The organism is Devosia polycyclovorans (assembly GCF_042181575.1).
GTDB lineage: Bacteria > Pseudomonadota > Alphaproteobacteria > Rhizobiales > Devosiaceae > Devosia > Devosia polycyclovorans.
This window is the reverse complement of sequence record NZ_CP170082.1, coordinates 293,625-307,012: the sequence shown is the minus strand read 5'-3', so window position 1 is coordinate 307,012 and position 13,388 is coordinate 293,625. Positions and strand designations below refer to the sequence as shown.

The 13,388-nt window shown below is 61.6% G+C and carries 11 protein-coding genes and 1 tRNA gene; 7 read left to right on the top strand and 5 right to left on the bottom strand.

Translation table 11 applies throughout. The features are described 5' to 3' along the window. Window positions 1–33: 33 nt before the first annotated feature. From dut to ubiE, 5 genes are all read right to left on the bottom strand, one after another. Window positions 34–522, bottom strand: coding sequence for a dUTP diphosphatase (gene dut, locus ACE4RL_RS01505; RefSeq protein WP_375598784.1), 489 nt, complete (start codon window positions 520–522; stop codon window positions 34–36). 245 nt (window positions 523–767) lie between these two features. Next, window positions 768–844 (bottom strand) — tRNA-Arg (locus ACE4RL_RS01500). Between the two features lie 161 nt (window positions 845–1,005). Beyond that, window positions 1,006–1,605 carry a hypothetical protein gene (locus ACE4RL_RS01495; RefSeq protein ID WP_375598783.1) on the bottom strand — a complete coding sequence of 200 codons (600 nt, stop codon included), beginning with the start codon at window positions 1,603–1,605 and terminating at the stop codon, window positions 1,006–1,008. Between the two features lie 93 nt (window positions 1,606–1,698). Beyond that, window positions 1,699–3,243 (bottom strand): 2-polyprenylphenol 6-hydroxylase, encoded by a 1,545-nt coding sequence (gene ubiB, locus ACE4RL_RS01490; protein WP_375598782.1) that lies wholly within the window; start codon window positions 3,241–3,243, stop codon window positions 1,699–1,701. Window positions 3,244–3,246: 3 nt separating this feature from the next. Beyond that, window positions 3,247–4,011 carry a bifunctional demethylmenaquinone methyltransferase/2-methoxy-6-polyprenyl-1,4-benzoquinol methylase UbiE gene (gene ubiE / locus ACE4RL_RS01485; RefSeq protein ID WP_375598781.1) on the bottom strand — a complete coding sequence of 255 codons (765 nt, stop codon included), beginning with the start codon at window positions 4,009–4,011 and terminating at the stop codon, window positions 3,247–3,249. A 114-nt stretch (window positions 4,012–4,125) separates the two neighbouring features. Between ubiE and mutM the strand changes: the two genes are divergently transcribed. The 7 genes from mutM to gyrB all read left to right on the top strand — a co-directional run bounded on the left by mutM (window position 4,126) and on the right by gyrB (window position 13,291). Beyond that, on the top strand, window positions 4,126–5,010 hold the full coding sequence (gene mutM, locus ACE4RL_RS01480) for a bifunctional DNA-formamidopyrimidine glycosylase/DNA-(apurinic or apyrimidinic site) lyase (RefSeq protein ID WP_375598780.1): 885 nt from the start codon (window positions 4,126–4,128) through the stop codon (window positions 5,008–5,010). A gap of 190 nt (window positions 5,011–5,200) precedes the next feature. Further along, complete coding sequence (rpsT, locus tag ACE4RL_RS01475) at window positions 5,201–5,467, top strand: 30S ribosomal protein S20 (protein ID WP_116587817.1); 267 nt, start codon at window positions 5,201–5,203, stop codon at window positions 5,465–5,467. A gap of 910 nt (window positions 5,468–6,377) precedes the next feature. Continuing rightward, window positions 6,378–7,826, top strand: a complete 1,449-nt coding sequence (gene dnaA, locus ACE4RL_RS01470; protein ID WP_375598779.1) for a chromosomal replication initiator protein DnaA — start codon at window positions 6,378–6,380, stop codon at window positions 7,824–7,826. A 37-nt stretch (window positions 7,827–7,863) separates the two neighbouring features. Then, window positions 7,864–8,259, top strand: a complete 396-nt coding sequence (locus ACE4RL_RS01465; protein WP_375598778.1) for a hypothetical protein — start codon at window positions 7,864–7,866, stop codon at window positions 8,257–8,259. A gap of 124 nt (window positions 8,260–8,383) precedes the next feature. Then, window positions 8,384–9,505 (top strand): DNA polymerase III subunit beta, encoded by a 1,122-nt coding sequence (gene dnaN / locus ACE4RL_RS01460; RefSeq protein WP_375598777.1) that lies wholly within the window; start codon window positions 8,384–8,386, stop codon window positions 9,503–9,505. A gap of 144 nt (window positions 9,506–9,649) precedes the next feature. Beyond that, on the top strand, window positions 9,650–10,765 hold the full coding sequence (recF, locus tag ACE4RL_RS01455) for a DNA replication/repair protein RecF (protein WP_375598776.1): 1,116 nt from the start codon (window positions 9,650–9,652) through the stop codon (window positions 10,763–10,765). A 99-nt stretch (window positions 10,766–10,864) separates the two neighbouring features. Continuing rightward, complete coding sequence (gyrB, locus tag ACE4RL_RS01450; RefSeq protein WP_375598775.1) at window positions 10,865–13,291, top strand: DNA topoisomerase (ATP-hydrolyzing) subunit B; 2,427 nt, start codon at window positions 10,865–10,867, stop codon at window positions 13,289–13,291. The last annotated feature ends 97 nt before the right edge of the window (window positions 13,292–13,388 follow it).

The following is a 13,388-nucleotide window of genomic DNA, read 5'->3' as shown; positions in this document are numbered from 1 at the left end:
TTCCCCCAATCGTATACGCAAAGCGTCGGCAGACTAGGCGCTAGTTCCGGTTGAACCGAACCCCCCGGATCCGCGCTGACTGGAGCGGGAAAACTCTTCGACGATTTCGTAAGCAGGGCGCAGCACCGGAACAAAAAGCATCTGGGCGATGCGTTCGCCCGGCTGAATCTCGATTGGGTCACCGTCAGGCGGGTTTCTATTCCAGGCGCTAACGAAAATCTGGGCTGTATAGTCTGCGTCTATTAGACCGACGCTATTTCCGAGCACCAAGCCGCGTTTGTGTGCGGATCCTGATCGCGGGAGCAATAAGGCGGCGATGTGCGGATCAGCGATGTGCATGGCAAAGCCGGAGGGAATGAGAACAGCAGCTGCCTGAGGCATCAGCAACAGCGGAGCATCAATGCATGCGAAGATGTCGACTGCCGCAGCGAGATCCGACTGATGTTTTGGCAGTCCCCAATCAGCAAGGCGGCGATCGAGCACCTTTATCTCAAGTCTAAAGGGTTCAGGAAAGCCAGTCATGTTACACTCTGAGCAGGTTCTGGAGGATGATCTTGAGCCAGCAAAGCTTTTTGAGCCGTCCGATTGCTACATTCCGGGGAACTTGGGCTGCTGCAAGGGTCTGCGCAAGTTGCGCTAGTTCGTATCCACCGCTTTTGGCTTGTGGCACCGGGATTTTGCTCTTCCCCGTTCGAAGGCGCAGCCTTCGCCGTGCTTCCTGTGGGAAGACGCCGAGCTGGCAAGATCACCTACCTTATTGGAAGTATTGGCGCACCCGACAGGATTCGAACCTGTGGCCTCTGCCTTCGGAGGGCAGCGCTCTATCCAGCTGAGCTACGGGTGCATAGTCGGCCTACGGCTTCCGACGCGACGGAACCTAACCAATGCCAAGTGTTCGTGCAACGTCGAAATATCCCGCTATCACAGGTACACACCATGTGCCGACGCCCTTGGCTCAAGAGCCTTTGAGCAAACGGGCGCAAGAACGCATTCGCCAGACCGATCTCACGGCGCACGCACCGTGGCATAGAGTTCGTCGGGCAGGGTGGCATCACCATTGATCAGGGCGAGCATGTCGATCACCTGTTCGGCCCGTGTTCTGTCGGCCGAGACCGTCATGTTGGACTCAACGATCTCGGCGCCCGAAATGCCGATGGTCATGGTGCGGCCCTCAAAGAAGGCCTCGACCATCTGGCGGGTCTGCTCGTCCATATTGTCCTCGGCACCCAGTTCGGCCTGCATGTCAGCGGTCGGCAGGGCGACGCGCACCAGGCCTGGGCCGGCTTCGGTAAAGCTCATGCCGCCTTCATCCTGCCCGAGATCCAGTGCGGCGAAATCGCCTTCCTCGACAATGACGCAGGTGGCGCTGCCATCACCATTTTCGGTGAGCTCGCCTTCGGCGCAGAAGCTGTCGTCCTGCGTTTCGCCGCTCTCCGCGCTCATCTTGACCATGGAATAGACATCGGCGCCCATGACCTGGGTCATGGTGGCCCGGGCCGTCGTTGGGCTGGTAATGGCCACATCGATGGTGACGTCGATGCAACCGGCCAGACCCGCCGCCAGCAAACTGGCCGCAGCCAGCTTGCTCAAAAGTTTGACGCTCATAGTGCTTCTCCCTTGCTTGCCGGTGGCTGCCGGTCGTCAGCGCATTCTATTCGCCGAGGACCGCCGTGAACAGGCCGTCTGGCGATATCGCGCTCAGCTCACAACAACAAACCGCCAGATCAGCGCCAGGATCAGGGCCAAGGCGGCAAACAGGACGGCGAGGGCCGTGTTGCGCATCAGCCTGTCACGTGGGCGGTTCATGGCGGCGCGATGCTCGGCCAGGGCCAGTTCGGCCTGGGCGATCAGCGCCGGTACGCGTCCTGCCGCCTCCCCGATCCGGCTCAAGTGACCCACAAGGTCTTCGATCCGGCCCGCAGGCCCTTCCTCGCGCCGCAGCCACTCGCCAACGACAGGCTCGGCGATGGTCCAGATGTCGAGATGCGGATCCAGGTTTCGCGCCACCCCTTCCACCAGCACCATGGACTTTTGCAGCAGCACCAGTTCTGGCCGGGTCTGCATGTCGAACAGATCGGTGATGCTGAAGAGCTGTCCCAGCACCTTGGCCATGGATATATCGGCGGCCGTCCGGCCATGCAGCGGCTCTCCGATCGAGCGGATGGCGAGGGTGAAATCGTCCACCGATTGCGAGGGCGGCACATAGCCGACATCGAAATGGCGCTGCGCCACCAGCCGGTAGTTGCGGGTGATGAAGCCATAAAGAATGTCGGCCAGGAAACGGCGTTCCGGCTTGCCGATGCGTCCCATTATGCCGAAATCGACCGCGATCACATCGCCTGTCTCGGGGTCGGCAAAAAGATTGCCCGGATGCATGTCGGCATGAAAATAGCCGTCGCGGATGGCGTGGCGCAGAAAGCTCTGCAGCAGCTTGGAAGCCAGGGCCTTGCGGTCAATGCCGGCCGCGTCGATCGCGGCATGGTCGCGAATGGGAATGCCGTGCATCCAGCTGGTGGTCAGCACATTTTGTGCGACCTGGTCCCAATGCACTTTTGGAATGACGAAGCCCTCGTCATTCTTGATGTTTTCGGCCATTTCCGAAATGGCGGCGGCCTCGAGCCGTAGATCCAGTTCGAGCCGCATGGAATGGTCGAGCGTGCGCACAACCTCGGTGGGCTTGAGGCGGCGGCTCGCAGGCGAGAGCGCTTCAGCCAGCTTTGCCCCAGCATACAAGCTGTCTGTATCGGCCATGAAGCGCTCGGCAATGCCGGGGCGCAACAACTTGACCGCAACTGTTCTGGGCGCTTCCCCTGGAGCCCGCAGGCGCGCCTTGTGCACCTGGGCGATCGAGGCGGCGGCGACCGGCTCGCTGATTTCGGTCAGTTGCGCAGCCTTGGCGCCGAGCGCCGTTTCCAGGATACCAGGCACCAGCTTCGGGTCGAACGGCGGCATCTTGTCTTGCAGGCCGGACAAATCGGCGGCCGCCTGGATGCCAACGATGTCCGGGCGTGTGGCGAGCGTCTGGCCGAACTTGACGTAAGAAGGCCCCAGCTTATGGAGGGCAGCATTGAGCCGCTCTATGCTGCCGGTCTTGCGCACGGCCGGGCGTTCGACGAGCCGCGCCATGGATATGCCGGCCTTCATCATGGGCGGCAGGGACTCGGCGGGCAGTACGGAAAAAGCGCCCTCTCGCGCCAGCACCCAGCCGGCGTGGAACAGGCGGAAATACGACCCAAGCGCCATGGACTAGAGCTTCCAGCCAGAAAACAGGGTCGCAATATTGCCGGTAAAGCTCTGATGCTTCACTCGCTTGAACCCGGCCTGGGCTATCATGGCCGAGAACTCGGTTGGCTTAGGAAACTTGCGGATCGATTCAATGAAGTACTGATAGGGCTGCGCATCGCCAGTCACGACCTTGCCCATGGGCGGGATGAACTGGTCTGAATAGAATTTGTAGACGGCATCAAAGCCCGGCACGTCGGCCTGCGAGAATTCGAGCACCAGAATGCGGCCGCCGCGCTTGAGCACGCGATGGGCTTCGTGGAGCGCCTTCTGGATGCGCGGCACATTGCGAATGCCAAAAGCAATCGTATAGGCGTCAAAGCTGTTACTCTCGAAAGGCAGCTCTTCGGCATTGGCTTCCTGGAACCGGACCTGCCCCGGATAGCGCCAGCTTTTGGCCCGCTCGGCGCCTACGCGCAGCATGTTTGTGTTGATGTCGGAAACAATAACGTCTGCATAGCCAAGCGAGGCATTGACGATGCGCTCGCCGATATCGCCGGTGCCGCCGGCCATGTCGAGCACGTGGTAGGGGCGCGATCCGGCTTTGGGCGGCGCCAGCTCGGCGACCATGGCGTCTTTCCAGAGCCGATGCACGCCTACGCTCATCAGATCGTTCATCAGGTCGTAGCGGTCGGCGACATCATGGAACACCTTGTCCACCAGTCCCTGCTTGTCCTCCAGGGCGACTGTCTGCTCGCCGAAATGGGTGGTTTCGCGGGTCTCGGTCATGGCGGCGCCTCGATACGATCTGTATTGCACTCAATACATTGTCTATCGCCCTATATAGAAGCCATTGCCAATTGCCCATGCCACAAAGCCGCGCAGGGTGAAGGAGTTGTCCCAATGCCCGAACTGCCCGAGGTCGAAACCGTGCGCCGGGGCCTGGCGCCTTGGCTCGAAGGGGCGACCATCCAGAGTGTCAGGCTCAACCGGCCCGACCTGCGCTTTCCGTTTCCGCAAGGATTGAAAGGCGCATTGGAAGGCCAGGAGGTGGTTCATGTGGGGCGGCGGGCTAAATACCTCCTGATCGGCCTCTCGGGCGGGGCGACCCTGCTCAGCCATCTGGGCATGACCGGATCCTGGCGTTTTGCCGAACACCCGATTGACAAGCCGCCGCGCTATTATGAGCCCGGTACCGAGCCCAGGCATGATCATATGGTCTGGGCGCTCAGCCATCCCACGCATGGTTCGAGCCACCTGATCTATGCTGACCCGCGGCGTTTTGGCTTTGTCGACCTCTATGAGGATCTGGCCCAAAGTCCTTATCTCAAAGGCCTGGGTCCTGAACCGCTCGGCAATGAATTTTCAGCATCCCAGCTCGCTGCTGCCTTTTCTGGCAAGAGGACGCCGATAAAGGCCGCGCTGCTCGATCAGCGCGTGGTCGCGGGGCTGGGCAATATCTATGTGGCCGAGGCCCTCCACCGGGCCCATATCCTGCCGACAGTCCTCGCCGGGACCTTGGTGACCAAGACAGGCAAGCCGAAAAGGGCGCTTGAGAACCTCGTATTTGCCGTGCGCGAAGTGCTCACGGCCGCGATCGAGGTCGGGGGCTCGACCATTCGGGACTTCCGTAGTGTCGAGGGTGCCGGGTATTTCCAGCACAATTTTGCCGTCTATGACCGGGAAGGCGATCCCTGCCCGACCCCGCTCTGCACCGGCGTGGTGAAGAGGATTGTCCAATCGGGTCGCTCAACCTTTTATTGCCCAAAGTGCCAGAGGGCGCCCTGAGCCCGCTCGACGGCTCTGGCAGGGGAAAAAGGGCCAGAGGCTTGGCGGGATTCCAGTTGACGCCCTCCGGCCTATGTCCTATAGACCCCCCGACTTGGCGGCAGCGTGCCGCCGCTTTCATTTCATCCCGGAAGGTTGAGGCGCCAAATTGGCGCCCGGTTTGCCGGTTGGACGATCCAAGAGGACCACCATGGCCAATACGCCGTCAGCCAAGAAGGCGACCCGCAAGATTGCTGCCCGCACCGCGATCAACAAGTCGCGTCGGAGCCGCGTGCGTACGTTCATTCGCAAGGTCGAGGAAGCGATCACCGCTGGCGATCACGCCACGGCCTTCGCCGCTCTCAAGGCTGCCGAGCCCGAGATCCATCGCGCTGCCGGCAAGGGCATTGTCCATGCCAATCTGGCGGCCCGCAAGGTCTCCCGCCTCAACAGCCGCGTTAAGGCCCTCTCCGCCTAATTGCGGTCGGTCAAGGCGCTTCTTGGCAAGCGACCGATGCGCTACAATCCGGGCTCCGCAAGGAGCCCTTTTTGTTGTATGGTAGCCTGGCAGGTTTTTTCGCCATTGTTCTGTCACATGACTAAATGGTGACACTCTCTCTAGCGGTAGAACGAAGCGTGAAGGGGTGTTTTTTCCTAGCGTTGTCAGTAGGTTCGATCATCTTTCAGGTCATGGTTGGCGTTGCTGCCGAGGACAGAAAGTCGGTGCGGTGAAAAATTATTTTACCATGTCGAAAGTCGCTAAGTGTTCGAATCTGCCTTGAGTCACAGGCCCTTGCCGGAGGTCACTTTTTGACCTCGGCGGGCGTCAAAAATACAGCCTGAGAGTCAAGCCCCTTTTTCAATGATTCACGTGTTGCGGCTCCAATTTCGTGCCTCTAATGTGTCCTTGCCGACGGGGAAAAAGAGGGGTGGAACGACCCTCATGAACCACCGGTCAGCTCCCGCCAGGGGGTTGGGTTTGGGGCAGTGCCGGCAGCGATGCCGGTCATTTCAGCCAGTGATTTTTGTGCCGGTCACTTGTGTAGTGGCCAGTATGTTTTGAGTTGGCAGCGTTCATTCGACCCATAGGCCGGGCAGGCCGGGTTCAAGTGAAAGGTCAAGCGGGAAACGGCGGTCGCGAGCCGCCGAACAATAAAGTTGTGCCTGCTTGTGGCAGGTGCAGGGGCGAAGCCGTGTCTTATCCAGGCCATTCGCACTGGCGGACACATTTTAAGATCAGGGGTCTTTCCGGAGCTTTGCGGACCGGAAAGGCGGCAAACAGAATGGGGCACGAAACGATGATGCGACAGGCGACTGCGGGAAGAGATCACTGGGCTGCGGCCAATTCCTCTTCCCCTTCCACTTCCAGCAAAGGCGGCACTCCTGTCATGGCCATTCCAGACGTTTCTTCCTCTGATCAGCGCGAACTCTGGACCCGCGTGCGGGCCAGGCTGAAGGCTGCGGTGGGTGAAGACGTCTTCACTTCCTGGTTTGCCCGTCTGGAGCTCGAAGAGATCGTCGACGATCTGGTGCACTTGAGTGCCCCGACGCGCTTCCTGTGCTCCTGGGTACAGTCCAATTATGCTGACCGCATCGTAGAGACCTTCCGCAATGATGTGCCCGAGGCGGCGCGTCTGCAGGTGACGATGCGGGTCAATGGCCAGGCCCGCCCGCGCCTGGCCCCGGTTGCAGAAGCGGTCTCGGAAACACCCGCGGCCCCGCAAGCAACGCCAGCCCCCGCAGCACCGGCGATCCCGCGCCTGGTGCGCGACAACGCCAAGTCGGGCGACGCCCTTTCGGGCAGCGCCATCGACCCGCGCATGACGTTCGAAACCTTCGTTGCCGGTTCGGCAAACGAAATGGCGCTGGGCGTCGCGCGTCAGCTCGCCAATGCCGCCATCAACAATGCCGTGACCTTCAACCCGGTCTATATCCATTCCACCGTGGGCCTGGGCAAGTCGCACCTGCTCAATGCTATCGCCCATGCCGTGGCCGAAGCCGACCCGTCCAAGAACATCGTCTACCTGACGGCCGACCATTTCATGTACCATTTCATCACCGCCGTGCAGCGCCAGTCCGCGCTCGGCTTCAAGGAATGGTTGCGCCGCGTCGACCTGCTGCTGATCGACGACATGCAGTTCCTGCAGGGCAAGTCCGCGACCGAATTCGGCCATACTCTGGGTGCGCTCTTGACCGGCGCCAAGCAGGTTGTCGTGGCCGCCGACGCCCCGCCGCGCGATCTCGAAATGCTCGATGAGCGCGTCCGATCGCGCCTCTCTGGCGGGCTGGTCGTGCCGATCTCGACCTTCGATCATGAATTGCGCCGCGACATCGTCCAGCGCCGTGCCGACCAGGTCAATGCCCGTTTCGGCATGCAATTCCCCACGGCTGTGATCGACTATATCGCCCGCGCCGTGGTCAGCCACGGCCGCGATCTGGACGGCGCTGTCAACCGGCTGGTTGCCGCCAACCAGCTGACCGGCGAACTCATCACCGTGCCGCTGGCCGAAAAGACCCTGGCCGACCTTATCCGTACCCGGGACGCCAAGCGCGTCCGCATCGAGGACATCCTCAAGATCGTCTCGCGCCACTACAAGGTGCCACGCAACGAACTGCTCTCGGCCCGCCGTTCGCGTGACGTGGTGCGCCCGCGCCAGATCGCCATGTATCTGGCCAAAGCCCTGACCAGCCGCTCCCTCCCCGAAATCGGGCGCCGTTTCGGTGGCCGTGACCACACCACGGTGCTGCATTCGGTTCGCAAGGTCGAGCAGATGATCAAGGACGATCTTGAGCTGGGTCAGGAAATTGAACTGCTCAAGCGCATGCTTGAGGAATAGCCTTTATCCCGCCGGATTGGCCGGGCAAGGATCGGACATGTTTCAAATCCTTGCCCGCCTGTTTGCTCTAACCATCCTCGCCCTATCCCCGGTCCTGGCCCAGGATGAATTGCCCGTCCTGACCCCCGAGGAGCGGGCGGCCCAGAATCTGGCCATTGCCACCTCGGTCCAGGATCAGCTTCTTGCCTGCTGGGTGCTGCCGCCCGGCTATGAGAACCGCTCCATTTCAGTGCGTCTGGCCTTTCTGGGCGATGGCTCGCTCGACGGCGATCCCTATATCGTCCCCGAAAGCCTGCGCACGGCCGGCAAATACCCCGAGCTGATTGGCTCGATAGCCGCTGCAATCGACGGCTGCCTGCCGTTCCAGGGGCTCGAGGCGCTGGGCGCCCAGGCCGGCGAGAGGTTCGACATCACCGTGCACTTCAGCTCCTGAAGTCCACAGCTTGCATGCGGCCAAAAGCCCCCTCGGCCTTGCCAATTTCCTATGAAACTGTAAACGTCCCAACCCCGGCTCGCGCCGGGTTTCACTGCCGCTATTGCCCGGGAAGAAGAACTCCATGAAAGTCACGCTCGAACGCAATCATCTGCTCAAGTCGCTGAGCCATGTGCATCGGGTAGTGGAACGCCGCAATACCTATCCCATCCTTGCCAACGTCTTGTTCAAGGCCAGCGATGACAGGGTCGAACTGCGCGCCACTGACCTCGATATCGAGGTGACTGAGAGCGTGCCGGCCATGGTCTCGACCCCTGGCTCGACGACGGTGCCGGCGCACACGCTCTATGAAATCGTCCGCAAGCTGGCTGACGGCGCCGAGGTCCGGCTTGAGACCGATGGCGGCGAGAACATGGTTCTCACCTCCGGCCGCTCGCGCTTTAACCTCGCCTGCCTCTCGCCCGACAGCTTCCCCGATCTCAAATCAGGCGCTTTCGCGCATGAATTCGACATTGCCGCTGCATCGCTGCGCGAGCTGATCGAGCGGACCCAGTTCGCCATCTCCAATGAAGAGACGCGCTATTATCTCAACGGCATCTACTTCCACGCCGTCGAGAGTTCTGCCGCCGGCGCGCTGTTCCGCGCCGTGGCCACTGACGGGCATCGCATGGCCCGCGCTGAAATGCCTGCGCCGGAAGGCGCGAGCGGCATGAGCGGCATCATCGTGCCGAAAAAGACCGTGGGTGAAGTGCAGAAATTGCTCGATGGCGTCGATGGCGACGTCAGGGTCGAGGTGTCCGACACCAAGATCCGCTTCACCGTCGGTCCCGTGGTCCTGCTGTCCAAGCTGATTGAGGGGACCTTCCCCGACTATGACCGGGTGACGCCCAAGAACAACGACAAGCAGATGATCGTCGACAAATCCGGCTTTGCCATAGCTGTCGACCGCGTCTCGACCATTGCTTCGGACCGCGGCGGCAAGGCCGTCAAGCTCTCGGCCCGCGATGGACTGCTCGAGCTCTCGGTCACCAATCCCGATCATGGCACCGCCAGCGAGGAAGTCGCGGTCGATTTCGAGACCGATGGCTTCGAGATCGGCTTTAATGCCCGCTACCTCCTCGACATCATCACCCAGATCCGCTCCGAAAGCGCGGTCTTTCTGTTCAACGACGCCAACTCTCCGACCCTGGTCAAGGAAGAGGGCGAATCCAGCGCGCTCTATGTGCTGATGCCGATGCGGGTGTGAGTGGCCTCCCTTTAGGGGAAATCGTGCCGGTGGCGCGATTTGGGCCGCGAACGCCCGGAGAGCCTTGCTCGCAGAGCCCGGATGTGCGGCACACGCAGTCCCTGTCTCCCATGAGGGATGGCAGGCGCGGAGCGTGACGACAGAATGATCCGCCACATCTCCCGCCTCAGGCTTACCGCCTTTCGCAATTATGCCACTGCCGCGCTCGACCTCGACGCGCGCCATGTCGTGTTGACCGGCCCAAATGGTTCGGGCAAGACCAATCTGCTCGAAGCCATTTCGGTGCTATCGCCCGGCCGCGGGCTGCGTGGCGCCAATTTTGATACGCTGCAATCCCAAGGCTCCGACCTGCCCTGGGCGGTGGCGGCAACCATCGAGACCGATGACGGCCCCGCCGATATTGGCACCGGCGCCCTTGCCGATGGTGGGCGGCGTGTCCGGATCAACGGCGCCAATGCCCGTTCCATCGAGGCCATGAGCGACTATCTGCGCCTGCTCTGGTTGACCCCGGCCATGGATGGCCTGTTCTCCGGACCGGCGGGGGACCGGCGGCGCTTTCTCGACCGGCTGGTGACGACGCTGATCCCGGATCATTCCGCCACCGTTTCGGACTTCGAAAAGGCCATGCGGCAGCGCAACAAGCTGCTCGAGGAGGACGGGGACGGGCGCTGGATGAGCGCCATCGAGGCGCAGATGGCCGAACTGGGCGCCTCCATTCATCTCAACCGCACCGACAGCCTCGCCCATCTCCAAGGGTTGATTGCCGAGAGCCTGGATGACGAGAATTTCCCTGCCGCCATATTGTCCCTGACGCCCCTGTTCGAAGATATCCCCGAACCGGCCACATCGGCCGAGCTGGAGGCTATGCTGGTGCAGCGCTGGCATGCGCTGCGCCCCCTTGATCGGGCGGCCGGGCGCACCACATCTGGTCCACACCGTGTCGATCTTGTGGTGGTGCATGCGCAAAAGCACATGCCCGCGGTGCTGGGCTCGACCGGCGAGCAGAAGGCCCTGCTGATCGGGCTGATCCTGGCGCATGCGCGGCTGGTGCGCCTCAGGACCGGTATCGTGCCGTTCCTCCTCCTTGACGAGATCGCCGCTCATCTCGATCCAGACCGCAGAAAGGCCCTGTTTGCGGCCCTTGATGGGCTGGAAACCCAATGTTTTCTCACGGGCACGGACCCAGTTCTGTTCGAGGCGCTGGGAGCCCGGGCGCAACGGATCGGGGTGCACGATGGGCGGCTGGCGCGCGAGGGCTGAAAATCCCCCGCAAATACGCCTCAAACGGCCAATATCCTTGGGGTTTGACCCCCATTCGGCTAGAACAGAACTGAACTGAAATCGACTGATTCGGACCCCATGAGCGACAGCGAAAACCCGATCCCGACCGAATATGGCGCCGATAGCATTAAAGTGCTCAAGGGCCTCGATGCCGTGCGCAAGCGCCCGGGCATGTATATCGGTGATACCGATGACGGATCTGGCTTGCACCACATGGTCTATGAGGTGGTGGATAACGCCATCGACGAGGCGCTGGCCGGCCATGCCGACCTGGTGACCGTCACCCTCAATGCCGATGGCTCGGTGACTGTGACCGACAATGGTCGCGGCATTCCAACCGGCATCCACAAGGAAGAAGGGGTCTCTGCCGCCGAGGTCATCATGACCCAGCTCCATGCCGGCGGTAAGTTCGACCAGAATTCCTACAAGGTGTCCGGTGGACTGCACGGTGTTGGCGTCTCGGTGGTCAATGCCCTTTCGGTTTGGCTTAAGCTGCGCATTCGGCAGAAGGGGAAGGTCCACGAGATGAGCTTCACCCACGGCGTTGCCGATGGGCCGCTCGAAGTCGTTGGGGATTATGAAGGGCGCTCGGGCTCCGAGATCACCTTCATGCCCAGTTCCGAAACCTTCACCATGGTGGAGTTTGACTACAAGACGCTCGAACATCGTCTGCGCGAATTGGCCTTCCTCAATTCGGGCGTCCACATCCTTCTGGCCGACCATCGCCATCCCGAGCCGGTCGAGGTGGATCTGTTCTATGAGGGCGGCCTTGAAGCCTTCGTCAAATATCTCGACAAGTCCAAGGCGCCGGTGCTCGAAAGCCCGATCACCATGCGCTCGGAAAAGGACGGCATCACCGTCGAGGTGGCGCTGCAGTGGAACGACAGCTACCACGAAAATGTGCTGTGCTTTACCAACAACATCCCGCAGCGCGATGGTGGCACCCATCTGGCGGGCCTGCGCGGGGCTCTGACGCGGCAGGTGACGGGCTATGCCAACAGCTCCGGCATCGCCAAGAAGGAAAAGGTGGAGCTTTCCGGCGATGACACCCGCGAGGGCCTGACCTGCGTGCTCTCGGTCAAGGTGCCGGACCCCAAGTTCAGCTCGCAGACCAAGGACAAGCTGGTCTCCTCCGAAGTGCGCCCGGTGGTCGAGAACATCGTCAATGAAAAGCTCGGCCAGTGGTTCGAGGAGCACCCCAACGAGGCGCGCACCATTGTGGGTAAGGTGGTGGAAGCCGCTGCCGCCCGTGAGGCGGCCCGCAAGGCGCGCGAGCTCACTCGCCGCAAGGGCGCCCTGGAAATCTCTTCGCTGCCCGGCAAGCTGGCCGATTGCCAGGAGCGCGATCCGGCAAAGAGCGAAATCTTCATCGTCGAGGGTGACTCGGCCGGTGGCTCTGCCAAGCAGGGGCGCGATCGCTCCAACCAGGCCGTGCTGCCCCTGCGTGGCAAGATCCTCAATGTCGAGCGCGCCCGCTTTGACCGCATGATCTCCTCCGACCAGGTCGGAACGCTGATTACTGCGCTCGGCACCGGCATTGGCCGCGAAGAGTTCAACGCCGACAAGCTGCGCTACCACAAGATCATCATCATGACCGACGCCGACGTGGACGGCGCCCATATCCGCACCCTGCTGCTGACCTTCTTCTATCGCCAGACGCGCGAGCTGATCGAGCGCGGGCATATCTATATTGCCCAGCCACCGCTCTACAAAGCCACGCGCGGCCGCTCGGAGCTCTATCTCAAGGACGAACGGGCGCTGGAAGACTATCTGCTCGATGGCGGCATTGAGGATGCGGTGTTCACCACCCAGAACGGCAGCACCCATGCCGGCCAGGATTTGTTGAACATCCTGCATCAGTCGCGCGAAATCGTGAACGCGATCAACAATCTCAATACCCGCTACAATCGCAATCTGGTTGAGCAGGCCGCCATTGTTGGCGGGCTGGATCCGGAGGGCATTGCAAACCCTGAAAAGAGCGCCGAGACGCTGAAACGCGTGGCCAACCGGCTCGATCGCATTTCCGACGAGCTCGAGCGCGGCTGGACCGGCGAAGTGACCGAGGAGGAGGCGCTGGCCTTCTCGCGTACCGTGCGCGGCGTCACCGAAACCCATCAGATCGACCGGGCCCTGCTGCAAAGCGCGGACGCGCGCAAATTGCGGCAGCTTGCCGACCGCCTGGATGAACTGTTTGGCGGCGTGCCGACGCTGACCCGCAAGGGCGAGACGACCAACATCTATGGCCCGGCCAGCCTGTTCAAGGCCGTCACCAATGCCGGGCGCAAGGGCGTGAGCCTGCAGCGCTACAAGGGTCTTGGCGAAATGAATGCCGAGCAACTCTGGGAGACCACGCTCGACCCCAATGCCCGAACCTTGCTGCGCGTCGAAATCGACCAGACTGACGAGGCCGACCAGATTTTCACGGCATTGATGGGCGATCTCGTGGAGCCCCGCCGCGACTTCATCCAGGACAACGCGCTCAATGTGAGCAATCTGGACGTCTAGACTGCGACCCGCAGGGAAAATCTCGCCATTGGGGAGTTTTTGGCGGGCTGGGCCAAGAAGGCTATGGTTGAATGGTGGCGGGCCCAAGGGGACAAAC

Coding starts and splice junctions, on each gene's coding strand:
- mutM (WP_375598780.1), top strand. CDS start 4,126: ATGCCCGAACTGCCCGAGGTCGAAACCGTGCGCCGGGGCCTGGCGCCT.
- dnaA (WP_375598779.1), top strand. CDS start 6,378: ATGGCCATTCCAGACGTTTCTTCCTCTGATCAGCGCGAACTCTGGACC.
- gyrB (WP_375598775.1), top strand. CDS start 10,865: ATGAGCGACAGCGAAAACCCGATCCCGACCGAATATGGCGCCGATAGC.
- ACE4RL_RS01495 (WP_375598783.1), bottom strand. CDS start 1,605: ATGAGCGTCAAACTTTTGAGCAAGCTGGCTGCGGCCAGTTTGCTGGCG.
- dut (WP_375598784.1), bottom strand. CDS start 522: ATGACTGGCTTTCCTGAACCCTTTAGACTTGAGATAAAGGTGCTCGAT.
- ubiB (WP_375598782.1), bottom strand. CDS start 3,243: ATGGCGCTTGGGTCGTATTTCCGCCTGTTCCACGCCGGCTGGGTGCTG.
- dnaN (WP_375598777.1), top strand. CDS start 8,384: ATGAAAGTCACGCTCGAACGCAATCATCTGCTCAAGTCGCTGAGCCAT.
- recF (WP_375598776.1), top strand. CDS start 9,650: ATGATCCGCCACATCTCCCGCCTCAGGCTTACCGCCTTTCGCAATTAT.
- ACE4RL_RS01465 (WP_375598778.1), top strand. CDS start 7,864: ATGTTTCAAATCCTTGCCCGCCTGTTTGCTCTAACCATCCTCGCCCTA.
- ubiE (WP_375598781.1), bottom strand. CDS start 4,011: ATGACCGAGACCCGCGAAACCACCCATTTCGGCGAGCAGACAGTCGCC.
- rpsT (WP_116587817.1), top strand. CDS start 5,201: ATGGCCAATACGCCGTCAGCCAAGAAGGCGACCCGCAAGATTGCTGCC.